Genomic DNA, 23,434 nt, shown 5'->3' with positions numbered 1-23,434 from the left:
GAAGTGGCATGCCTTCGGTCTTGACCGTCAGAGACTACCTTTTGGCTTTTGACGACACCGGGGTCCGTTCGCTACTAGCATCCCGGAGCATGTCGGTGGTGCGCGGCACGGCGCTGTCGAACTATCCCGAACTGGTCACCGAGCTGGGCGGTGACCCACGACGGCTGCTGGCGCGCGCGGGGATACGGCCCATGGACATCGGCCATTACGAGGTGTTCGTGCCGTTGCGCGGAGTGGTTTTCGCCTTGGAGTCGGCAGCCGAAGAAACGGCCACACCGGATTTCGGCCGCCGCCTGGCCCGGCGGCAGGGCATCGAGATCCTCGGTCCGGTGGGGGTGGCGGCCCGCACGGCGGCCACGGTGGGTGACGCGATGGCGATCTTCGGCACCTTTCTTGCCGCGTACAGCCCCGCCCTGTCGGTCCGCGCCGCGCCGGTGCCGGACCGTCCCGAACGTTCTTTTTTCGAGTTTCACATCCTCATGGAGCGCCTGCCGCCCGTCATCCAAAGCGTGGAGTTGTCGCTCGGCGTGATCCTGGAGGTGCTGCGGCTGCTGCTTGGCGCCGCGTACTGCCCGCTTTCGGTGCACGTGCCCCATGAGCCGGTCACCCCCGCCGCGCAGTATCGCGAATACTTCGGATGCAGGCCGTATTTCGCGGAGCCGGTCGCGGGGTTCACTCTCCGAACCGCCGACTTGAGCGGCTCGCTCCAGCACGACGAACTGGCTCACCGGGCTGTGGTCGAATACCTCAGCACGCTGATCGGCCCGCGCGGCCCGGACATGAGCCAGTCGGTGCGCACGATCGCCCGGCAGTTGTTGCCTACCGGCGCCGCGAAGCTCGAGGTGATCGCGGCGCAGTTCAACGTCCACCCCAAGACGTTGCAACGCAGGTTAGCCGACGAAGGCACAACGTTTTTCGAGCTGATCGACGACTTGCGGCGCGAAACCGCCGAGCACTACCTGCGCGACACCGACATCGACCTGTCTCACCTTGCCCGAGAGCTCGGCTACACCGAACAAAGCGTGCTGACCCGATCCTGCAAGCGCTGGTTCGGCACCGGGCCGGCGGCCTACCGGCGCGCCCTCAGACCCCGCAGACATCCCGCCTTTTCCTGACCTCACAGTCCGACAGCCCGCTCCAAGTCCTTGAGTGAGGTTTCCAGGTGGCCGAGCAGGCGCTGCAGGTGCGGGACGGCGCGACGGCATCCGACGAGACCGAAGTCGAGGCTGTCGGCACTGGTGGCGACCGTGACGTTGAGGGCCTGCCCGTCCACGGCGATCGACAACGGGTAGTTTCCGTCGAGGCGGGCCCCGTTGCAGTACAACGGTTTCTGCACACCCGGTACGTTGGAGACGACGATGTTGAACGGCGGCGGCGTTGCCGCGCCGAGGCCCGGAATCCCGCCGAAAGCGGCCGGCGCCAGCAAGCCCATCCCCAACGCCATCGCCTGGGCGCGTGGCAGTTCGGACAGCACCAGCTTGTTGTCGCGCATGGACTCATGGATGGTCCGCAGACGGTCGGCCGGATCGTCGCGGTCGGTCGCCAGGTTGCACAACACAGCAGAGACCACGTTGCCGCCGTCCGCGTCGCGTTCGGTGCGCAGATTCACCGGGACCATCGCGGTCAGCGGCTTGTCCGGCAGCGCCTCGTGATCGGTGAGGTAGGAGCGTAATGCACCGGCGCACATGGCCAGAACGACGTCGTTGACCGTCATTCCCGCGACGTTCTTCACGTCCTTGATGCGGTCCAGCGGCCAGGACTGGGCGGCGCACCGCCGGGCACCGCCGATCGGAACGTTCAGCATGGTGCGCGGAGCCCGAAACGGCAGGGTCAGCTGCTGTTCGAGCAGCGCGGCGCGGGTCAGCTTCAGCGTCGCCGGCGCGAAGCCGGCCGCGGTCGCAATGGCGTCGGCCAGCATCGCGCGGCGCCCACGAGCCGGCCGCTTCTGCCGCGGCGGCGGTGCCCAGGGAGCCCGAATCACGGTGTCATGCGGGTCAGCGCTCAAGGCGCCCTGCAACATTCGCAGCGCGGACACGCCGTCGACGACCGCGTGATGCATCTTGGTATAGACCGCGAAACGTCCGTCCGCCAACCCCTCGATCAGATGTGTCTCCCACAGCGGGCGGTGCCGGTCGAGCAGGGTTCCGTGCAGCCGCGACGTCAACTCGAGTAACTCGCGGACCCGTCCGGGCGCGGGCAGCGCCGAGCGCCGCACGTGATAGCCGAGGTCGATCTCCTCGTCGAACTTCCACAGGGCGTTGCTGAACGCACCGAGCGTCTTGGCCGGACGCTTCCGGAAGGCGGGAGCCACGTGGCCGCCCGCCACCAAGGCGTCGTAGATGTCGCGAGCGAACTCCGGGCCGGCGCCCGGCGGCGGCGTGAACAACTGCAGGCCGGCGACGTGCATCGGGTGCTCGCGAGACTCGGCCAGCAGGCAGAAGGCGTCGACTGGTGCGATGAGGTTCATTGTCTTCCTTCGGCTTTCGTCATGGATGGTCGCGCTCACGCGCTCATCGCCGCATCAGGTGTGCGCATCGCCGCCACCGGGATGAAAGTCAAGTTGCCATCCGCGACGGAGCTCTCGCGCAGCATCTTGGCGTCGGCGAGGTGGTCCATCGCCGTCCGCCACGGCTGGCGGTCGCCCTGGCGCGGGAACTCCTCGACCGCCCTCTGGACGTAGCCGGCGTGCACTTCCAGTAGCGGCATGGTGCGCATCTCCCCGCTGATGTGCGGGTAGCACACCGCGTACCCGTGCGCGTCCATGTGGTCGAGCAGGCGGCACAGGTGCTCGCACACCGGGCCGACCTTCAACGTCCACGACGAGTTGGTGTAGCCGAACGAGTAGGCGAAGTTGGGCACCCCGTCGAGCATCATCCCCTTGAAGGCGACCTTCTCCGGCAGGTTCACCGGTGCACCGTCGACGGTCAGGGTGATGCCGCCGAATGCCAGCAGGTTCAGCCCGGTCGCGGTCACGATGATGTCGGCCTCGAGCTCCCGCCCGGACACGAGCCGGATGCCCTTCTCCGTGAAGGTGTCGATCCGATCGGTGACCACCGAGGCGCTGCCGTTGCGGATCGCGGCGAACATATCCCCGTCGGGGACCGCGCAGAGCCGTTGGTCCCACGGGTTGTAGGCCGGCCGGAAGTGCTCGTCGACCGGGTATCCCTTCGGTAGCTGCCTGGCGTTGAGGTAGCGGATGATGCGCCGTGCGGTGTCGGGATGGCGTTGGCACAGCCGGAATACCGCGCGCTGCTTGGCGATGTTCTTGCGCCGGGTGATCGCGTACGCCCGCTTACGCCCCACCAGCTTGGGCAGCGCATTGGCGATACGGTCCTTCGCGGGAACCGGCAGGACGTAGGTCGGTGAGCGTTGCAGCATCGTCACGTGGGCCGCGGCGTCGGCCATCGCCGGAACCAGCGTGACTGCGGTGGCGCCGCTGCCGATGACGACCACGCGCTTACCGCTGTAGTCCAGGTCCTCCGGCCACAGTTGCGGATGCACGATCTGCCCCGAAAACCGTTCGCGGCCCTCGAACTCAGGGGTGAAACCTTGGTCGTAGCGATAGTAACCGCCAGCGCAGAACAGCCAGCCGCAGGTGATGCGCACCCGCGCACCGGTGTCCGTGCGCTCGACGTCGACCGTCCACCGGGTGTCGGTGCTCGACCATGACGCACTGATCACCTTGTGGTGGAAGCGAATCGCGGGCGCAATGTCGTTTTCCGCGACCGTCTCGCGCAGGTAGACCATGATGGCATCGGCGCTGGCGATCGCCTTGTCGTTCTCCCACGGCTTGAACTCGTAGCTGAAGGTGTGTAGATCGGAGTCGGAGCGAATCCCCGGGTAGCGGAACAGATCCCAGGTGCCGCCGATCTCACCGCGCGCCTCCACGATCGCGAAGGTCTTGGCCGGCCGCCTGGTCTTCAGGTAGTACGCCGCCCCGATGCCGGAGATTCCGGCCCCGACGATCAACACGTCGACGTGCTCGGTGGTGGTGGTCATCGCGAGGCTCCTTTGCTTTCGATGTAGTGCATCAACTGTGCGGCACCAGCGGCCCATAGGTCTTGACCGAAGAGGACTAGTATTTAGCATCCAGAGACAGGCGAGCTGCAGATATGCGCGCAAGGGTGCCCTCGGCCACCTGTGCGAGCGGGGGTCAGATGCCGGCGAGGAAGCCGCGGAGCCGGTCGAGCAGGACGTCGGGGCGCTGCTCGGCGAACCAGTGGCCCACGCCGTCGACCAACTCCACGTCGAAGTCCCGAACCCGCCCCTCGTACCCACGCAACAGCGTCGGGGTGAGCACCGGGACTCGCGATGAGGCCCCCAGCGTGCGGCCACGGCGAAAATCGGGCCTGCAAGTCGCGATGGCGTTGTGCCCGCGAAGCGGATGAGTGGGCGCGGACGGTATCGAACCGCCGACCGCTGGTGTGTAAAACCAGAGCTCTACCACTGAGCTACGCGCCCGTGCCCCGGGGAGGCTACACGTCCGAAGGGCCGGTACTCAAAACTGTAAGCCCGCGTCAGGCCCGCTCAGCCCCGCAAGGCCGCCAGGGCTTCGGTCCACAGCCCCTGGTTGCGCGATTCGCCGGGTTGCTTCATCTCCGCGAACCGGATGATGCCGGCCTTGTCGACGACGAACGTGCCGCGATTGGGGTAGCCGGCCTCGTCGTTGAATACGCCGTAGGCCTGGCTGACCTCGCCGTGCGGCCAGAAGTCCGACAGCACCGGGAAGGTGAAGCCGCTTTCCAGCGACCAGATTCGGTGCGTGGGCGGCGGACCCACCGAGATCGCCAGCGTGGCGCTGTCGTCGTTCTCGTAGTCGGGCAGGTGGTCGCGCAGCTGGTCCAACTCGCCCTGGCAGATGCCGGTGAAGGCCAGCGGGAAGAACACCAGCAGCACGTTCTTGGCGCCGCGGTAGGAGCTCAGGGTGACACGCTGTTGGTTCTGGTCGCGCAGTGTGAAATCCGGGGCGGTGGCGCCAACGGGCAGCATCAACGCTTCCCGGTTCGGGACTTCGGCTGCACGAGTCGGCTGGCGCTCCAGTCGCCCAGGTTGACCGACGACGTCGGCATCAGGCCGGCGGTCGGGGCCGCCTCGGCGATTTCGGCAGGCAGGACGTGGCCGGGCTTGCCGGTCTTGGGCGTCAGCACCCAGATCACGCCGTCCTCGGCCAGCGGACCGATCGCGTCCATCAGGGTGTCCACCAGGTCGCCGTCCCCGTCACGCCACCACAGCAGCACGACGTCGACCACCTCGTCGGTGTCCTCGTCGAGCAGCTCAGCGCCACACGCTTCCTCGACGTCGGCCCGGATCTCGTCGTCGGTGTCCTCGTCCCAGCCCCATTCCTGGACAACTTGGTCTCGTTGGATGCCCAGTTTGCGAGCGTAGCTCGGGGCGTGATCCGCCGCGACCACCGTGGAGCCTCCTTAAACCGTCCCGCGCCGTGCGATGGGGATTATCGTCGCACAGCCGCAACCGCGTCGACACCCGCGCCTTTAGAAGGATGCCAGGCACAGTTTCAGCGCTTTCGTCTTGGCGTCGTTGAGGCGGTCCACGCGCCGATTGAACTCACCCGTCGCGGCGTGGGTGCCGATCGCGTTGGCAACCCCCCGGGCCGCGTCGATATACGTGTTGAACGCGTCCTTCAGCTGCTGGGACAGCGCATCGCTGAAGCTGTTGCCCACGGTGTCGGCGCTGCTGTTCAGGGCGTCGATCGCCGGGCCCTCCGTCGGGCCGGTGCTGCGGCCCGCGTTGAACGCGCCGACGAAGACGTTCACCTTGTCGATCGCGTCCTTGCTCGACGTGGCCAGCGTGTCGCACGAGGTGCGCACGGCCCGGGTGGTGAGCGATTGCTGCCGCTGGGACTCGCGGACCCGCGAGGTCGCCGACGACGCGGACACCGACGCGGACACCGACTGCCGATACGCCGGGGCGACCTGGGTGTCGGGGGTGGCGGTGCCGTTGGTGACGGTGGTACACCCCACGATCCCCATCAGCGTCGCCGCTATACATCCGAGCGCCAAAGCGCCTCGCCTGGGGGAGCCCCCCGCAAGGACGGCACGCCATCCACTGAGCACGGCTCATGACGTTACCGGGTGGCCTCCCCGATCGTTTCGCTACGCGCGGGTTCGTGTCCGCGGGGTGAACCCGCGTCAGCTACCCGATGTCGGCTAGCCCCGCGAAACGCCGGTGCGGCACGATAGGGGGAGACGGTGCACGGCACCCCGAGGGCACAAACCCCGCCAACTACAGGAGAGTGCGTTGACAACCGAGTTCGCGCGCCACGATCTGGCCAAAACCCCTAGCAGCGCAAGCGAACCCGACCGCGTTCGGGTGATCCGTGAAGGCGTGGCGTCGTACCTGCCCGACATCGACCCCGAGGAAACGTCGGAGTGGCTGGAATCCTTCGACGAGCTGCTGGAGCGCTCCGGGCCCGCGCGGGCCCGCTATTTGATGCTGCGGCTGCTGGAACGGGCCGGCGAGCAGCGCGTCGCCATTCCGTCGCTGACGTCAACCGATTACGTCAACACGATCCCGACCGAACTCGAGCCGTGGTTTCCCGGCGACGAGGACGTGGAGCGGCGCTTCCGGGCCTGGATCCGCTGGAACGCCGCCATCATGGTGCACCGCGCGCAGCGCCCGGGAGTCGGCGTCGGCGGCCACATTTCGACGTACGCGTCGTCGGCGGCGCTGTACGAGGTCGGGTTCAACCACTTCTTCCGGGGCAAGTCGCATCCCGGCGGCGGCGACCAGGTGTTCATCCAGGGCCACGCGTCGCCCGGGATTTATGCGCGCGCCTTCCTCGAAGGCCGGCTCAGCGAGGACCGGCTCGACGGCTTCCGCCAGGAACACAGCCACGCCGCCGGCGGGCTGCCGTCCTACCCGCACCCCCGGCTGATGCCCGACTTCTGGGAATTCCCAACCGTGTCGATGGGCCTGGGCCCGCTCAACGCCATCTACCAGGCGCGGTTCAACCACTACCTGCACGACCGGGGCATCAGGGACACCTCCGACCAGCACGTGTGGTGCTTCCTCGGCGACGGGGAGATGGACGAGCCGGAGAGCCGCGGGCTCGCGCACGTCGGCGCGCTGGAGGGCCTGGACAACCTGACGTTCGTGATCAACTGCAACCTGCAGCGCCTCGACGGCCCGGTGCGCGGCAACGGCAAGATCATCCAGGAGCTGGAGTCGTTCTTCCGCGGCGCCGGCTGGAACGTCATCAAGGTGGTCTGGGGCCGCGAGTGGGACGCCCTGCTGCACGCCGACCGCGACGGCGCGCTGGTGAACCTGATGAACACCACCCCCGACGGGGACTACCAGACGTACAAGGCCAACGACGGCGCCTACGTGCGCGACCACTTCTTCGGCCGCGACCCACGCACCAAGGCGCTCGTCGAGAACATGACCGACGCCGAGATCTGGAACCTCAAGCGCGGCGGCCACGACTACCGCAAGGTGTACGCCGCCTACCGGGCCGCCCTCGACCACAAGGGCCAGCCGACGGTGATCCTGGCCAAGACCATCAAGGGCTACTCGCTGGGCGCACACTTCCAGGGCCGCAATGCCACCCACCAGATGAAAAAGCTTGCGCTGGAAGACCTTAAGCGGTTCCGGGACTCCATGCGGATCCCGATCAGCGACGCCCAGCTGGACGAGAATCCCTACCTGCCGCCCTACTACCACCCGGGGTCGGACGCCCCGGAGATCCGCTACCTGCTCGACCGCCGGCGCACCCTCGGCGGCTTCCTGCCCGAGCGCCGCACCAAGGCCAAGGCGCTCAAGCTGCCCGGGCGCGAAATCTACGCCGCGCTGAAGAAGGGATCGGGCACCCAGGAGGTCGCCACCACCATGGCGACCGTGCGCACCTTCAAGGAAGTGTTGCGCGACAAGGAGATTGGGCCGCGCATCGTCCCGATCATTCCCGACGAGGCGCGCACGTTCGGCATGGACTCCTGGTTCCCGTCGCTGAAGATCTACAACCGCCTCGGCCAGCTCTACACCGCCGTCGACGCCGAGCTGATGCTGGCGTACAAGGAGAGCGAAGTCGGGCAGATCCTGCACGAGGGCATCAACGAGGCCGGGTCGGTGGGCTCGTTCATCGCGGCCGGCACCTCGTACGCGACGCACAACGAGCCGATGATCCCGATCTACATCTTCTATTCGATGTTCGGTTTCCAGCGCACCGGCGACGGGCTGTGGGCCGCCGCCGACCAGATGACCCGCGGCTTCCTGCTCGGGGCCACCGCGGGACGCACCACGCTGACCGGCGAGGGGCTGCAGCACGCCGACGGTCACTCGCTGCTGCTCGCCAGCACGAATCCCGCCGTGGTCGCCTACGACCCGGCGTTCGCCTACGAGATCGCCTACATCGTGGAGAGCGGGCTGGCGCGGATGTTCGGGGAGGACCCCGAGGACGTGTACTTCTACATGACCGTCTACAACGAGCCGTACGTGCAGCCGCCGGAGCCGGAGAACTTCGACCCCGAGGGCGTGCTGCGGGGCATCTACCGCTACCGCGCGGCCACCGAACAGCGCGCCAACACCGCGCACATCCTGGCCTCCGGGGTGGCGATGCCGTCGGCGCTGCAGGCGGCCGAGATGCTGGCCGAGTGGGACGTCGCCGCCGACGTGTGGTCGGTGACCAGCTGGGGCGAACTGAACCGCGACGGCCTGTCCATCGAGAAGGCCAAGCTGCGCCACCCGGACCGACCGGCCGGGACCGCCTACGTCACCCAGGCTCTGTCGAACGCCGACGGGCCGGTGATCGCCGTGTCGGACTGGATGCGCGCCGTGCCCGAGCAGATCCGGCCGTGGGTGCCCAACACGTTCGTAACGCTGGGCACCGACGGCTTCGGCTTCTCCGACACCCGGCCCGCCGCCCGGCGCTACTTCAACACCGACGCCGAGTCGCAGGTGGTGGCGGTGCTGGAGGCGTTGGCGCGCGACGGTGAGATCGACCCGTCGGTGCCGGTCGCGGCCGCCCGCCAGTACAAGATCGACGACGTCCAGGCCGCGCCAGAGCAGACGTCCGACCCCGGGGTCGCCTGAGCGCCCAAGATTCCGCGAGCGCCCCGCCAGCGGGGCGCTGGGCCGTGAGCGCCCCGCGAGTGTGCGGCCAGCCGCACACCGGCGCAAAACCGCCCACCTCTTTGGCGGATACTTCCAAAATGTGGCGTAGGTTTTAGGGGTGAATGACAACCCGTTCGCCGGCCCGTTCGCCAAGCAGCCCAGGTCGCCGCTGGAGATGCTCAACACGGTGCCCGACTCCGTGCTGCGCCGGCTCAAGCAATACTCCGGCCGGCTGGCCACCGAGGCGGTCTCGGTCATGCAGGACCGGTTGCCCTTCTTCGCCGACCTGGAAGCCTCGCAGCGGGCCAGCGTGGCGCTGGTGGTGCAGACGGCCATCAACAACTTCGTCGAGTGGATGCAGGACCCACACAGCAACGTCAGCTACACCGCCCAGGCCTTCGAGCTGGTACCCCAGGATCTGGCCCGCCGGATCGCGCTGCGGCACAGCGTCGACATGGTGCGCGTCACCATGGAGTTCTTCGAGGAGGTGTTGCCGCTGGTGGCCCGCTCCGAGGAGCAGCTGACGGCCCTGACCGTGGGTGTCCTCAAGTACAGCCGCGACCTGGCGTTCACCGCGGCCTCGGCCTACGCCAACGCCGCCGAGGCCCGCGGCACGTGGGACAGCCGGATGGAGGCCAGCGTCGTCGACGCGGTGGTCCGCGGCGACACCGGCCCCGAACTGCTGTCCCGGGCCGCGGCGCTGAACTGGGACACCACCGCCCCGGCGACCGTCGTGGTCGGCGTCCCGGCCCCCGGGCGGGACGGCTCCACCGGGCCCGGCGACGACCAGCGGGCCAGCCAGCACGTCCGCGACATCGCCGCCCAGCATGGCCGCGCCGCCCTCACCGACGTCCACGGCACCTGGCTGGTCGCTATAGTTTCCGGCCAACTGTCGCCAACCGACAAATTCCTCGGCGATCTGCTGCAGGCCTTTTCCGACGGCCCGGTGGTCATCGGGCCCACCGCACCGATGCTGACGGCCGCCTATCACAGCGCCAGCGAGGCTATTTCCGGGATGAACGCCGTCGGTGGCTGGCGGGGCGCACCGAGGCCGGTTCAGGCCCGGGAACTTCTGCCCGAACGCGCCCTGATGGGCGACGCGTCCGCGATCGTCGCGTTGCACACCGACGTGATGGGGCCGCTGGCCGACGCGGGACCGACGCTCATCGAGACTCTTGACGCTTATTTGGATTGTGGCGGCGCGATTGAAGCTTGTGCCAGAAAGTTGTTCGTTCATCCAAATACGGTGCGCTACCGGCTCAAGCGGATCACCGACTTCACGGGACGCGATCCGACCCAGCCCCGCGACGCATACGTGCTGCGCGTGGCGGCGACGGTCGGCCAGCTCAACTACCCCACCCCGACCGCCAGCGTCGGCACCAACCCGCTGCCCCCTGTTCCGCTGCCGGTCAGGGCGGCTATCGTCGGTCAATCGGAGTAATAGTGACCCAGGCAACAGATCAAGCAACGGTATCGAACATGTAGCTTACGGAGCTGTTTTGTGGGGAGTACACAAAAACCTAAGACCAGGTTCATAATCTGTTACACCCGCCAAAACCGTTTCCACAGTGTTCTCTTAAACACGTGATTGCTTTGCTTGCGCCCGGACAGGGTTCGCAGACCGAGGGGATGCTCTCGCCGTGGCTCGACCTGCCGGGTGCCGCGGACCAGCTCGACCTGTGGTCGAAGGCCAGCGGCCTCGACCTGGTCAGGCTGGGCACCACCGCGTCGACCGAAGAGATCACCGACACCGCGGTCACGCAGCCCCTGGTCGTCGCCGCCACCCTGCTGGCCCACCAGGAGCTCACCAAGCGCGGCCTGCTCTCCGGCGCGGAGCTGATCGTCGCCGGCCACTCCGTCGGCGAGATCGCGGCGTACGCGATCGCCGGTGTGATGGCCGCCGACGACGCCGTCTCGCTGGCCGCCACCCGTGGCGCCGAGATGGCCAAGGCGTGCGCCATCGAGCCGACCGGCATGTCCGCCGTGCTCGGCGGTGACGAGGCCGAAGTGCTGGCCCGCCTCGAGCAGCTCGACCTGTTCCCCGCGAACCGCAACGCCGCCGGCCAGATCGTCGCCGCCGGCCCGCTGACGGCGCTGGAGAAGCTGGCCGAGGACCCGCCGGCCAAGGCCCGGGTTCGCGCCCTCGGCGTGGCCGGGGCGTTCCACACCAAGTACATGGCTCCGGCCCTCGACCGCTACGCCGCCGCGGCGGCCGCGGTCGCGACCGCCGAGCCCACCGCCACGCTGCTGTCGAACCGCGACGGCCAGCCCGTCGGCTCCGCGGCGGCGGCGATGGAGGCGCTGGTCGCCCAGCTCACCCAGCCCGTGCGCTGGGACCTGTGCACGGCGACCATGCGTGACCGGGAGATCACGGCGGCCGTGGAGTTCCCGCCCGCGGGCACTCTGACCGGCATCGCCAAACGCGAACTTCGGGGGGTTACGACCCGCGCCGTCAAGGCACCCGCAGACCTGGACGCACTGGCTGAACTGTAGAAAGCCGCTTCCAGTACAACCACATAACGCTCTATAAGAACGCTCTGTTCGATTAACACAACACATCACGAAGGGAAGACGCTGTGGCCGTCAGCCAGGAAGAAATCATCGCCGGTATCGCGGAGATCATCGAAGAGGTCACCGGTATCGAGCCGTCCGAGGTCACCCCGGAGAAGTCGTTCGTCGACGACCTGGACATCGACTCGCTGTCGATGGTGGAGATCGCGGTGCAGACCGAGGACAAGTACGGCGTGAAGATCCCGGACGAGGACCTCGCCGGTCTGCGCACCGTCGGTGACGTCGTCTCCTACATCCAGAAGCTCGAGGAAGAGAACCCCGAGGCTGCCGAGGCCCTGCGCGCCAAGCTGGAGACGGAGAACCCCGACGCCGTCGCCAACGTCAAGGCGAGGATGGAAGCGGACAAGTGAGCAAGCCTTCCACTGCTAATGGCGGTTACCCCAGCGTTGTGGTGACCGCCGTCACGGCGACGACGTCGGTCGCGCCGGACATCGAGAGCACGTGGAAGGGTTTGTTGGCCGGCGAAAGCGGCATCCACGTACTCGAGGACGAGTTCGTCACCAAGTGGGACCTGCCCGTCAAGATCGGTGGGCACCTCAAGGAGCCCATCGACGAGCACATGAGCAGGCTCGACCTGCGGCGTATGTCGTACGTCCAACGGTTGGCCAAGCTGCTCAGCACTCAGCTGTGGGAGTCCGCCGGCAGCCCGGAGGTCGACCCCGACCGGTTCTCGGTCGTGGTCGGCACCGGGCTCGGTGGCGCCGAGCGGATCGTCGAGAGCTACGACCTGATGAACGAGGGCGGCCCCCGCAAGGTGTCGCCGCTCGCCGTCCAGATGATCATGCCCAACGGCGCCGCGGCGGTGGTGGGTCTGCAACTGGGCGCTCGCGCCGGGGTCATCACCCCGGTGTCGGCATGCTCGTCGGGCTCGGAGGCGATCGCGCACGCGTGGCGCCAGATCGCGATGGGTGACGCCGACTTCGCCGTCTGCGGCGGTGTCGAGGGTCCCATCGAGGCGCTGCCGATCGCGGCGTTCTCGATGATGCGGGCGATGTCCACTCGCAACGATGAGCCCGAACGCGCCTCGCGCCCGTTCGACAAGGACCGCGACGGCTTCGTGTTCGGCGAGGCCGGGGCCCTGATGATCATCGAGACCGAGGAGCACGCCAAGGCCCGCGGCGCCAAGCCGCTGGCCCGGTTGATGGGTGCGGGCATCACCTCGGACGCGTTCCACATGGTTGCGCCGGCCGCGGACGGCGTGCGCGCCGGCCGGGCGATGCAACGGTCGCTCGAGTTGGCTGGCTTGTCCCCCAAGGACATTGACCACGTTAACGCGCACGGCACGGCGACACCGATCGGCGACACGGCCGAGGCCAACGCCATCCGGGTCGCGGGCTGCGAGCAGGCGGCGGTGTACGCACCGAAGTCGGCTCTGGGCCACTCCATCGGCGCGGTCGGCGCGCTGGAATCTGTCCTCACGGTATTGAGCCTTCGGGACGGCGTGATACCGCCAACTCTCAATTACGAAACGCCAGATCCCGAGATCGATCTTGATGTTGTCGCGGGCGAACCCCGCTACGGCGATTTCCGTTACGCCATCAACAACTCGTTCGGATTCGGTGGCCACAACGTGGCGCTCGCCTTCGGGCGGTACTGAGCACGACGTCGGGCGACGAAGCGGGCCTCAGCAAGCGGCCCGCGGAGGAGCCGGACAAGTACGAAAGGAACGTTTGCAAGACCCATGACAGAGCTGGTTACCGGGAAAACGCTCCCGAATGTGGTCGTCACTGGCGTCGCCATGACGACCGCACTGGCCACTGACGCCGAGAACACCTGGAAGTTGTTGCAGGACGGACAAAGTGGTATCCGCAGACTCGAGGACCCGTTCGTCGAGGAGTTCGACCTGCCGGTCAAGATCGGCGGGCACCTGTTGGAGGAATTCGACAGCCAGATGACCCGTGTCGAGCTGCGGCGCACGGGTTACCTGCAGCGGATGTCGACCATCTTGAGCCGCCGGGTCTGGGAGAACGCCGGCTCGCCCGAGGTCGACTCCGACCGGTTGCTGGTGTCCATCGGCACCGGCTTGGGCTCGTCGGAGGAAATGGTCTTCAGCTACGACGACATGCGCGCCCGTGGCATGCGGGCGGTTTCCCCGCTCGGTGTGCAGAAATACATGCCCAACGGCGCCGCGGCGGCGGTGGGTCTGGAACGGCACGCCAAGGCCGGCGTGATCACGCCCGTGTCGGCGTGCGCGTCCGGTTCCGAGGGTGTGGCCCAGGCGTGGCGCAACATCGTCTTCGGCGAGGCCGACATCGCCATCTGCGGTGGTGTCGAGACCAAGATCGAGGCGGTGCCGATCGCGGCGTTCGCCCAGATGCGCATCGTGATGTCGACCAAGAACGACGACCCGGCGGGTGCCTGCCGCCCGTTCGACCGGGATCGCACCGGCTTCGTGTTCGGCGAGGCCGGGGCGCTCATGGTGATCGAGACCGAGGAGCACGCCAAGGCTCGGGGGGCCAACATCCTGGCCCGCATCATGGGGGCCGCCATCACCTCGGACGGCTACCACATGGTCGCGCCGGACCCCAACGGGCTTCGGGCCGGGCACGCGATGAGCCGGGCGATTCAGCTCGCCGGCCTGACCCCCGGCGACATCCACCACGTGAACGCCCACGCGACGGGTACGTCGGTGGGTGACGTGGCCGAGGGCAAGGCGATCAACAACGCGCTGGGCCCCCACGGCGGCAATGCGGCCGTCTACGCGCCCAAGGCCGCGCTGGGCCACTCGGTGGGCGCGGTGGGTGCGGTCGAATCGATCCTGACGGTGCTGGCCCTGCGGGACCAGGTGATTCCGCCGACGCTGAACCTGGAAAACCTCGACCCCGAGATCGACCTGGACGTGGTGGCGGGCAAGCCGCGGCCGGGCAAGTACGAGTACGCGATCAACAACTCGTTCGGATTCGGCGGGCACAACGTCGCGATCGCCTTCGGGCGGTACTGACCATCGCTGCCCAACCAGAGAGCACACCGGAGAACAGGAGACCTGCGATGACAATCATGGCCCCCGCGTCGGTCGGCGAATCGCTCGACCCCAGGGACCCGTTGCTGCGTCTGAGCAACTTCTTCGACGAGGGCAGCGTCGCGCTGCTGCACGAGCGTGACCGCTCGGGTGTGCTTTCTGCGTCGGGCACCGTGAACGGTGTGCGCACCATCGCCTTCTGCACCGACGGCACCGTCATGGGCGGCGCCATGGGTATCGAGGGCTGTGCGCACATCGTCAACGCCTACGACACCGCCATCGAGGAGCAGAGCCCGATCGTCGGGATCTGGCACTCCGGCGGTGCGCGGTTGGCCGAGGGCGTGAAGGCGTTGCACGCGGTGGGGACGGTCTTCGAGGCGATGATCCGTGCGTCCGGTTACATCCCGCAGATCTCGGTGGTCGTCGGCTTCGCCGCCGGTGGCGCCGCCTACGGGCCGGCGCTGACCGACGTGATCGTGATGGCTCCGGAGAGCCGGGTGTTCGTGACCGGGCCCGACGTCGTGCGCAGCGTGACCGGCGAGGACGTCGACATGGCGTCCCTCGGCGGTCCGGAGACCCACCACAAGAAGTCCGGCGTGTGCCACATCGTCGCCGACGACGAGCTCGACGCCTACGAGCGCGGCCGTCGACTGGTCGGATTGTTCTGCCAGCAGGGCCATTTCGACCGCACCAAGGCCGAGGCCGGTGACACCGACATCCACGCCCTGTTGCCGGAATCGGCGCGGCGGGCCTACGACGTGCGTCCGATCGTGACCGCGATCCTGGACGCCGAGACCCCGTTCGACGAGTTCCAGGCCAACTGGGCGCCGTCGATGGTGATCGGGCTGGGCCGGCTCTCCGGCCGCACGGTGGGTGTCCTGGCGAACAACCCGCTTCGTCTGGGCGGCTGCCTGAACTCCGAAAGCGCCGAGAAGGCAGCACGTTTCGTGCGCCTCTGTGACGCGTTCGGCATCCCGCTGGTCGTGATCGTCGACGTGCCCGGCTACCTGCCCGGCGTCGACCAGGAGTGGGGCGGCGTGGTGCGCCGCGGCGCCAAGCTGTTGCACGCCTTCGGCGAGTGCACGGTTCCGCGGGTCACGCTGGTCACCCGAAAGACCTACGGCGGGGCCTACATTGCGATGAACTCCCGGTCGCTCAACGCGACCAAGGTGTACGCCTGGCCGGACGCCGAGGTGGCGGTGATGGGCGCCAAGGCCGCCGTCGGCATCCTGCACAAGAAAAAGCTGGCCGCCGCGGCCGATCACGAGCGTGAGGCGCTGCACGACCAGCTCGCCGCCGAGCACGAGAAGATCGCCGGTGGCGTGGACAGCGCCATCGAGATCGGCGTGGTCGACGAGAAGATCGACCCGTCGCACACCCGCAGCAAGCTCACCGAGGCGCTGGCTCAGGCCCCGGCGCGCCGCGGTCGGCACAAGAACATCCCGCTGTAAGCCGCAGCGGCACCTTCTAGCGCGAGCAGACGCAAAATCGCACTCGCGGTGCCCGCGTAGTGCGATTTTGCGTCTGCTCGGCGGTTAATCCCCAGGCGTGACTGGTCAATTGAGCCGGGCCACCGCATGCTTCCGCGGTGCTCACCGACGCGCTAAAGCTGATGCAGGAAGTCGGCGGGTTCGCGACGACGTCCCAACTGCTGACAGTCATCACCCGTCAACAACTCGACGTTCAAGTCCGAAACGGTGGGCTGGTCCGCGTATGGCACGGGGTCTACGGCGCCACACAGCCAACTTGTCTGGGGCGGTTGGCCGCCTTGGACGTCTTCATGGGCCGACATGCGGTGGCCTGCCTGGGCACCGCCGCGGCCTTGTACGGATTCGACACCGAGAACACGAGAGCTATTCACGTTCTCGATCCCGGTGTGCGCATGCGCCCTACGGCCGGCTTGATGGTTCACCAACGAACCGGTGCCCGGCTCCACCGAATTGGGGGTCGTCTCGCGACGGCACCGGGATGGACTGCAGTGGAGGTCGCAAGGCAACTGCGCCGGCCGCGGGCGCTGGCGACGCTTGACGCGGCGTTGCGCTCAATGAAGTGCACTCGCAATGAAATTCGGAGAGCCGTTATCGAGCAGCGAGGACGTCGAGGCATAGTTGCTGTGCGCGCACTGTTGCCCTTTGCGGATGGCCGTGCGGAATCGCCCATGGAAAGCGAGGCGCGGCTGGTGATGATCGATCGCGGGCTACCGCTTCCCGAGCTGCAGCATCCGATCGTCGGACGCGATGGCCAGTTGTGGCGCGTCGACTTCGCATGGCCGCATCTGCGTTTGGCTGCAGAATACGAGAGCGTCGATTGGCACGTTGGTCGCGAGGAAATGCTTCGCGACAAGACGCGGTGGGCCAAGATCCAGGAGCTTGGGTGGACGATCATCCCAATCGTCGTCGACGACGTGCGACGAGAACCTGACCGCCTCGCTGACCGCATCGCGACGCACCTGAACCGCCCACCGATGGCCGGTTAACGCCGCCGAGCAGACACATAATCGCACGCAACACGCTTTGGCCGTGCGCTTTTGTGTCTGCTCACGGAGCACGGTGTCTGCAGAGGATCTTCGCAAGCACCGCCCGCAGTTGCCCTTCGGGATCGTCGGGCAGCGTGTCACAGCGCCAGCCGACGAAATCGTCGGGGCGCACCAGCAGCGCGCCGGAAGGGTCGAGCCCGGTGACCGCCGCCCACTCGTCGCTGTCGATGCGATGCGCGGCCACCGACGCCGAAGCCGCGGCGGCGCACCAGCGTTCGTCGCCGGTGAGCACGGTGAATCCCGGGCCCAGCAGGTCGAGCGTCGAAACCCCCTCGCGCACCCAAACATGCGGCACCCGAGTGCCGGGCTGCCCGCGCAATTCGTCGATCAGCGACACGGCGTCGGGATCCGCCGGGCCGGGATCATCGGAAACCGCTGCGCCCGAGCGGTATTGGTAGCCGATAAGCAGCGCGAACATCGGCGCCTCCTCGTCCGGCGGCAACAGGGGCCGGTCGTCGTCCAACCGCAGGAAGCCCAGCGACGGCCCGCTAAGCGACTGGCGAGCGTTGAAGCGCCCGACCGGGTGTCGCTCGGCATGGTAGGTGGTCAGCAGGGCCGGGCCGGCGGTCCCGTTCACGACGGCGGCCAGTTTCCAGGCCAGGTTATGCGCGCTCTGGATGGCGGTGTTGGCCCCGCCGCCCTTGAACGGCGGCATGGTATGGGCCGAGTCGCCGACGAGAAACACTCGGCCGCAGTGGAATTCGTTGGCCACCCGCTCGTAGGGCTGCCAGGGTGCCACATCGATGATTTCCACGTCCATCGGCTCACCGATCGCTTTGGTCAGCATCTCGCGGCACCGCTGGGCGGTGAACTGTTCGGCGGTTTCCCCGCGGGCGGGAAAGTACGTGGTGATGAACATGCCCATGTCGTCGCGCACCGACAGAAAAATTCCCTCGACGTCCGGGTTGCTGACTTGGATGGCGTCGCCGTCGCCCAGGTCCGGAGCGAATTTTCGCCACGGCGCCCGGAAGTAGATGAACACGACATAGATGGGCAATGCCCCGTGGCCGGAGGTGGTCACGCCAAGCGCGTCGCGGACCGGGCTGTGCACGCCGTCGGCCGCGACGAGATAGTCGGCGCGTACCGCCTCGGTCGCGCCCGACTCGCGATCGCGGACAACCGCGGTGATGCCGCTAGCGTCTTGTTCGAACGAGCCCAACTCCGTGTTGTAGCGCACCTCGCTGCCGCGCCGGCGGATGTGGGTGAGCAGGATCGGTTCGAAGGCGCTCTGCGGGCAGTACTGGCCGCCGGGCTCGGGGCTTAATTCGTCGAACGGCGCGAAGATCGCGTTGATGTCGATCGCCTGACGCTGTTCGGCGCTGTTGAGCGTCGGCTTGCTCAGCATGTCGGAAACGCCGTTGGCGACCGCGTGGATCTCGTCGGCCAATCCAAGACCGCGCAGGATTTCCAGGGTGCGGAAGCTGAGGTTGCGGGCCTTCGGATAGATGAACACCTCGCGCCGCTTCTCGACCAGCAGCGAGCGGACCCCGTGTTTCGCCAGCAATGCCGACGTGGCGAGGCCGGCGGCGCCGGCGCCGACGATGAGGACTGGAACTCGTGTGGTCGTCATAGAACAAAATGATAGTCGCTATCATTCGATATCTACAGTCAGAATCAAGCTTCGGCGCCTAACCCAGGCGCGCCACGAACTCCTCGGCCGCCGGCAGCGCCCGCTCGCGATCGGAGGCCACCAGGCCGATGCGGGTCCGCCGGTCCACGATGTCGGAGACGTCCAGCGCGCCCTCATGGGTGATGGCGTACTCGAATTCCGCCCGGGTGACGTCGATGCCCTCGGCGACCGGCTCGGTCGGGCGCTTACACGTGGCGGTGGCCACGACCTTGGCGGCCTCGGCGCCGTACCGCCGCACCAGCGAGTCCGGCAACCCGGCGACCGGGCCGGAGCCCGGCGGTCCCGGATTGGCGGGCGCCCCGACCAGCGGCAGGTCGTGGGTCCGGCACTTCGCGGCGGGCAGGCGCCGAAGGCCGACGGCGCGGTCCAGCACGTCTTGCGCCATGTAGCGGTACTCGGTCAATTTGCCGCCGATCACGCTGATGATCCCGGACGCCGACTCCACGACGGCGTGCTCGCGCGAGACGTCGGCGGTGCGGCCCTCGCCGGTGTCGATCAGCGGCCGCAGCCCCGCGTAGGCGCCGATGACTTCGGCCGGCCCGAGCGCGACCCCCAACGCGGTGTTGACCGTGTCGAGCAGGAACGTGACCTCGTCGGCCGACGGTGTGGGCACATCCGGAATCGGGCCGGGGGCGGCTTCGTCGGTCAGCCCCAGATAGACCCGGCCCAGCTGCTCGGGCATGGCGAAGACGAACCGGTTGAGCTCGCCGGGGATCGGAATCGTCAGCGCCGCAGTGGGATTCCCGAACGCTTCGGCGTCGAAAACCAGATGCGTTCCGCGGCTGGGCCGCAGCCGCAGCAGGCCGTCGATCTCCGCGGCCCACACCCCGGCGGCGTTGATGACCGCCCGCGCCGCGACGTCGAACGACTGTCCCGTGCGCTGGTCGGTCAGCCGCACCGAGGTGCCGGTGGCCCTCGACGCCGCCACGTAGGTCAGGATCCGTGCGCCGTGCTGCGCCGCGGTGCGCGCGACCGCGGTGACCAGGCGGGCGTCGTCGATCAACTGCCCGTCGTAGGCCAGCAGCCCGCCGTCCAGCCCCGCGCGCCGAACGGTGGGCGCCAGCTGCACGACGCGCTCCGGTGAGATCCGGCGCGACCGCGGCAATATCGACGACGACGTGCCCGCAAGCATCCGCAGCGCGTCGCCCGCCAGGAACCCCGCGCGCACCAGCGCGCGCTTGCCCCGGCTCATCGAGGGCAGGAGCGGAACCACTTGCGGCATCGCGTGAACCAGGTGGGGGGCGTTGCGGCCCATCAGGATTCCGCGCTCGAGGGCGCTGCGGCGGGCGATCCCCGCGTTGCCGGTCGCGAGGTAACGCAGCCCGCCGTGCACCAATTTGGAGCTCCACCGGCTGGTGCCGAAGGCGAGGTCGTGCTTCTCCACCAGCGCCACCCGCAGCCCGCGCGCCGCGGCGTCCAGGGCGATGCCGGCGCCGGTGATGCCGCCGCCGATCACGACGACGTCCAGCGGCTCGCCGTCGGCCAGGGCAGTCAGGTCCGCCTCGCGGCGGGCGGCGTTCAGCGCGGTGGGGTCGGGTATCACGACAGGTATCCGTTCAGCGAGTAGGCGAGTTCGACGGCCAGCGTGTCGGCGTCGAGGAGGGGTTCGACGATCTGCGCCGACTGAATGGTCGACTGGGCGATCAGCAACACCATGGTGGCCATCTGGACGGGGTCGCCGGCGCGCACGCTGCCGTTCCGCTGGGCCACCCGCAGCCGGGCGGCGAGGGCGTCGATCAGCATGTGCTGGCTGGTCCCGAGCCGCTCGGTGATGTAGATCGGCGCGAGTTCGGAGTGCAGCACCGACATGACGAGGCGGTCGCGACGCAGCAGGTTGGCCACCGTAACGATCTGTCGCACAAGGGATTCCCGGTCGTCACCGAGCAGCGGCGCGTCCCGCATCACCTCGGTGACGTGGCGGGTCAACAGCGCCGCGACGATCGACGGGGTGTCCGGCCAGCGCCGGTACACCGTGGGCCTGCTGACGCCGGCACGTCGCGCGATCTCGGCCAGGGTCACCCGGTCCACCCCGAAGTCGACCACGCAGCTGGCCGCCGCCGCGAGGATGCGCTCCCCCGTGTCCACCGGGACGCGTGCGTTACTGGTTGACAGCATGTGTAATACTGTAACGCATGACGCAACCCGAGGGCCTGCTCCCCCCGATGAAATGGAACGCGTGGGGGGATCCGGCCGCGGCCAAGCCGCTCTCCGAGGGCATCCGGACGCTGCTGGAACAGGCCGTCGGCGTGCAGGATTCCGGCGCCGCCGAGCTGCAACCCGATCAGGTGCGCCTGCGCCCGTCGGCGCTCTCGCAGGCCCATCGCGACGCGCTGGCCGAGCTCGTCGGCGCCGAGTACTGCCGCACCGACGACCGGGACCGGCTGCTGCACGCCGGCGGCAAGTCCACGCTCGATCTGCTGCGCCGCAAGGACGCCGGCGTGCAGGACGCGCCCGACGCGGTCTTGCTGCCCGGTGACGAGGACGCCGTCGCCACGATCCTGCGCTACTGCTCCCACCACCACATCGCCGTGGTTCCGTTCGGCGGCGGCACCAGTGTGGTCGGCGGCCTGGATCCCATTCGCGGCGAGTTCCCCGCCGTGGTGTCGCTCGACCTGCGCCGCCTCGACCAACTGTTCTCCCTCGACGAGGTGTCCGGCCAGGCCGTGTTCGGGGCCGGCGTCACCGGGCCGGATGCCGAACGCATGCTTGGCGCCCAAGGTTTTTCGCTCGGGCATTTCCCGCAGAGCTTCGAATACGCGACGATCGGCGGCTTCGCCGCCACGCGCTCGTCCGGGCAGGACTCGGCGGGCTACGGCCGCTTCAACGACATGGTGCGCGGCCTGCGGGTGGTCACGCCGGTGGGCACCCTGGACCTGGGCCGCGCGCCCGAGTCCGCGGCCGGCCCCGACCTGCGCCAGCTGATGATCGGGTCCGAGGGCGTCTTCGGCGTCATCACCCGGGTGCGGCTGCGCGTGCACCGGGTCCCGGCGGCCGTCCGCTACGAGGCGTGGTCCTTCCCCGACTTCGAGACCGGCGCCGCAGCCCTGCGCGCCGTCACCCAAACCGCGACCGGCCCCACGGTCATCCGGCTTTCCGACGAGGCCGAGACCGGGGTCAACCTGGCCACCACCGAGTCCATCGGGGAAAGCCAGATCACCGGCGGTTGCCTGGGCATCACCGTGTTCGAAGGCACCGAGGAACACGTCGAAAGCCGGCACGCCGAAACCAGCGCCCTGCTGGCGGCGCAGGGCGGAACCTCGCTGGGCGAAGCGCCGGCGCGGGCGTGGGAGCACGGGCGCTTCGGCGCGCCGTACCTGCGCGATTCGCTGCTGTCGGCGGGCGCGCTGTGCGAGACGCTCGAGACGGCCACCGACTGGTCCAATGTTGCGGCCCTCAAAGCCGCTGTGACGCAAGCGCTTACGGACGCTCTGGCCGCGAGCGGCACGCCCGCGTTGGTGATGTGCCACATCTCGCACGTCTACCCGACCGGGGCGTCGCTGTACTTCACCGTCGTCGCCGGGCAGCGCGGCAACCCGATCGAACAATGGTGGGCCGCCAAGAAGGCCGCGTGCGACGCGATCATGGCCACCGGCGGGACCATCACCCACCACCATGCGGTCGGCGCCGACCACCGCCCCTGGATGGGCGACGAGGTGGGCGAGCTGGGCGTGCAGGTGCTGCGCGCGGTGAAGGCCACCCTGGACCCGGCCGGAATCCTCAACCCGGGCAAGCTGATTCCATGACCCGGCGCGAGATCGCGAAGGTGATCGCGCTGACCAATCCCGTCTCGGGGCATGGCGCCGCGATCCGGGCGGCGCAGCTCGCGATCGCGCGGCTGCACCACCGCGGGGTCGAGGTCGTCGAGATCATCGGCGACGACGCGCAAGACGCGCGGTACCTGGTGGGCGCCGCGCTGGAAAAGGGCGCCGACGCGGTAATGGTGACCGGCGGGGACGGCGTCGTCTCCAACGCGCTGCAGGTGCTCGCGGGCACCGACGTGCCGATCGGCATCGTGGCGGCCGGGACCGGCAACGACCACGCCCGCGAATTCGGGCTTCCCACCAAGGATCCCGAGGCCGCGGCGGACATCATCGTCGAAGGTTTCACCCAGACGATCGATCTGGGCCGCATCCGCAACAGCGACGGGGCCACGAAGTGGTTCGGCACCGTGGCGGCCACCGGATTCGACTCGCTGGTGACCGACCGGGCCAACCGGATGCGCTGGCCGCACGGGCGGTTGCGGTACTACGTCGCGATGCTCGCCGAGCTATCGCAGCTGCGGCTCCTGCCCTTCCGCATGGTGCTCGACGGGACGCGCGAGATCGACGCCGACATCACGCTGGCGGCCTTCGGCAACACCCGCAGCTACGGCGGGGGCATGCTGATCTGCCCGCACGCCGACCCCACCGACGGCCTGCTCGACATCACGATGGTGCACGAGGCGTCGCGCACCAAGCTGGTCCGCCTGTTCCCCACCGTCATGAAGGGCACCCACATCGACCTCGCCGAGGTGAGCACGACGCGGGCCCGATCCATTCACGTCGAGTGCCCCGGCATCAACGTCTACGCCGACGGCGACTTCGCCTGCGCGCTGCCCGCGGAGATCAGCGCGGTTGCGGGGGCGCTGCGGATCCTGCGCCGGGCCGGGGACCAATAGCGGGCCGCCGGATTT

At 68.4% G+C, this 23,434-nt stretch carries 20 protein-coding genes and 1 tRNA gene; 11 read left to right on the top strand and 10 right to left on the bottom strand.

The features are described 5' to 3' along the window. The first annotated feature begins 89 nt into the window (after positions 1–89). On the top strand, positions 90–1,115 hold the full coding sequence (locus A5701_RS05655) for an AraC family transcriptional regulator (RefSeq protein WP_067749682.1): 1,026 nt from the start codon (positions 90–92) through the stop codon (positions 1,113–1,115). A gap of 2 nt (positions 1,116–1,117) precedes the next feature. Here the strand turns inward: A5701_RS05655 and A5701_RS05650 are convergent, their stop codons facing one another. The 7 genes from A5701_RS05650 to A5701_RS05625 form a co-directional block, all read right to left on the bottom strand. Further along, the gene (locus tag A5701_RS05650) at positions 1,118–2,467 is read right to left on the bottom strand and encodes a wax ester/triacylglycerol synthase family O-acyltransferase (RefSeq protein WP_067749679.1); all 1,350 of its coding nucleotides are present in this window, start codon (positions 2,465–2,467) and stop codon (positions 1,118–1,120) included. 35 nt (positions 2,468–2,502) lie between these two features. Then, a complete protein-coding gene (locus tag A5701_RS05645) occupies positions 2,503–3,999 on the bottom strand; it encodes an NAD(P)/FAD-dependent oxidoreductase (protein WP_067749677.1) in 1,497 nt (498 codons plus the stop codon). Positions 4,000–4,153: 154 nt separating this feature from the next. After that, positions 4,154–4,300, bottom strand: coding sequence for a hypothetical protein (locus A5701_RS27990; RefSeq protein WP_156669933.1), 147 nt, complete (start codon positions 4,298–4,300; stop codon positions 4,154–4,156). Between the two features lie 89 nt (positions 4,301–4,389). After that, positions 4,390–4,461, bottom strand: a tRNA-Val gene (locus A5701_RS05640). Positions 4,462–4,527: 66 nt separating this feature from the next. Then, entirely contained in the window at positions 4,528–4,989 is a 462-nt protein-coding gene (locus A5701_RS05635; protein WP_067749675.1) for a peroxiredoxin, read from the bottom strand. Next, entirely contained in the window at positions 4,989–5,411 is a 423-nt protein-coding gene (locus A5701_RS05630; protein WP_067269553.1) for a DUF3052 domain-containing protein, read from the bottom strand. The genes A5701_RS05635 and A5701_RS05630 overlap by 1 nt, the downstream gene beginning before the upstream one ends. Positions 5,412–5,492: 81 nt before the next feature. Beyond that, positions 5,493–6,074 (bottom strand): hypothetical protein, encoded by a 582-nt coding sequence (locus tag A5701_RS05625; RefSeq protein WP_082969681.1) that lies wholly within the window; start codon positions 6,072–6,074, stop codon positions 5,493–5,495. A gap of 184 nt (positions 6,075–6,258) precedes the next feature. On the opposite strand from A5701_RS05625, the gene aceE reads away from it, so the two are divergent. The 8 genes from aceE (at position 6,259) to A5701_RS05585 (ending at position 17,072) form a co-directional block, all read left to right on the top strand. Further along, positions 6,259–9,045, top strand: coding sequence for a pyruvate dehydrogenase (acetyl-transferring), homodimeric type (gene aceE / locus A5701_RS05620; RefSeq protein ID WP_067749672.1), 2,787 nt, complete (start codon positions 6,259–6,261; stop codon positions 9,043–9,045). Between the two features lie 139 nt (positions 9,046–9,184). Beyond that, positions 9,185–10,507, top strand: coding sequence for a CdaR family transcriptional regulator (locus A5701_RS05615; RefSeq protein ID WP_067749670.1), 1,323 nt, complete (start codon positions 9,185–9,187; stop codon positions 10,505–10,507). A 143-nt stretch (positions 10,508–10,650) separates the two neighbouring features. Further along, positions 10,651–11,559 (top strand): ACP S-malonyltransferase, encoded by a 909-nt coding sequence (locus A5701_RS05610; protein ID WP_067749668.1) that lies wholly within the window; start codon positions 10,651–10,653, stop codon positions 11,557–11,559. A gap of 83 nt (positions 11,560–11,642) precedes the next feature. Then, the gene (gene acpM, locus A5701_RS05605; protein ID WP_007170888.1) at positions 11,643–11,987 is read left to right on the top strand and encodes a meromycolate extension acyl carrier protein AcpM; all 345 of its coding nucleotides are present in this window, start codon (positions 11,643–11,645) and stop codon (positions 11,985–11,987) included. Further along, positions 11,984–13,234 carry a 3-oxoacyl-ACP synthase KasA gene (kasA, locus tag A5701_RS05600; protein ID WP_067749666.1) on the top strand — a complete coding sequence of 417 codons (1,251 nt, stop codon included), beginning with the start codon at positions 11,984–11,986 and terminating at the stop codon, positions 13,232–13,234. Before acpM ends, kasA begins: the two co-directional genes overlap by 4 nt. Positions 13,235–13,318: 84 nt before the next feature. Next, positions 13,319–14,578: a 3-oxoacyl-ACP synthase KasB gene (gene kasB / locus A5701_RS05595; RefSeq protein ID WP_067749664.1), complete on the top strand. Its 1,260-nt coding sequence runs from the start codon at positions 13,319–13,321 to the stop codon at positions 14,576–14,578. 47 nt (positions 14,579–14,625) lie between these two features. Beyond that, positions 14,626–16,047 carry an acyl-CoA carboxylase subunit beta gene (locus tag A5701_RS05590; RefSeq protein WP_067749662.1) on the top strand — a complete coding sequence of 474 codons (1,422 nt, stop codon included), beginning with the start codon at positions 14,626–14,628 and terminating at the stop codon, positions 16,045–16,047. Between the two features lie 137 nt (positions 16,048–16,184). Continuing rightward, the gene (locus A5701_RS05585; protein WP_067749660.1) at positions 16,185–17,072 is read left to right on the top strand and encodes a hypothetical protein; all 888 of its coding nucleotides are present in this window, start codon (positions 16,185–16,187) and stop codon (positions 17,070–17,072) included. A gap of 61 nt (positions 17,073–17,133) precedes the next feature. On the opposite strand, the gene A5701_RS05580 is transcribed toward A5701_RS05585, so the two are convergent. The 3 genes from A5701_RS05580 to A5701_RS05570 are packed head-to-tail and all read right to left on the bottom strand — an operon-like array spanning position 17,134 to position 20,877. Further along, complete coding sequence (locus tag A5701_RS05580) at positions 17,134–18,702, bottom strand: FAD-dependent monooxygenase (protein ID WP_067749658.1); 1,569 nt, start codon at positions 18,700–18,702, stop codon at positions 17,134–17,136. 58 nt (positions 18,703–18,760) lie between these two features. Further along, the gene (locus tag A5701_RS05575) at positions 18,761–20,305 is read right to left on the bottom strand and encodes a glycerol-3-phosphate dehydrogenase/oxidase (protein ID WP_067749656.1); all 1,545 of its coding nucleotides are present in this window, start codon (positions 20,303–20,305) and stop codon (positions 18,761–18,763) included. Beyond that, a complete protein-coding gene (locus tag A5701_RS05570; RefSeq protein WP_067749654.1) occupies positions 20,302–20,877 on the bottom strand; it encodes a TetR/AcrR family transcriptional regulator in 576 nt (191 codons plus the stop codon). Before A5701_RS05570 ends, A5701_RS05575 begins: the two co-directional genes overlap by 4 nt. A 47-nt stretch (positions 20,878–20,924) precedes the next feature. Here A5701_RS05570 and A5701_RS05565 point away from each other — a divergent pair, with 47 nt between their 5' ends. Then, positions 20,925–22,505, top strand: a complete 1,581-nt coding sequence (locus A5701_RS05565; protein ID WP_369807390.1) for an FAD-binding oxidoreductase — start codon at positions 20,925–20,927, stop codon at positions 22,503–22,505. Further along, entirely contained in the window at positions 22,502–23,419 is a 918-nt protein-coding gene (locus A5701_RS05560) for a diacylglycerol kinase (RefSeq protein WP_067749650.1), read from the top strand. Before A5701_RS05565 ends, A5701_RS05560 begins: the two co-directional genes overlap by 4 nt. The last annotated feature ends 15 nt before the right edge of the window (positions 23,420–23,434 follow it).

It is taken from the genome of Mycobacterium sp. E3305 (assembly GCF_001666785.1).
GTDB lineage: Bacteria > Actinomycetota > Actinomycetes > Mycobacteriales > Mycobacteriaceae > Mycobacterium.
Note: the sequence above shows the minus strand (reverse complement) of the source record. Positions and strands in the feature narration are given on the sequence as shown.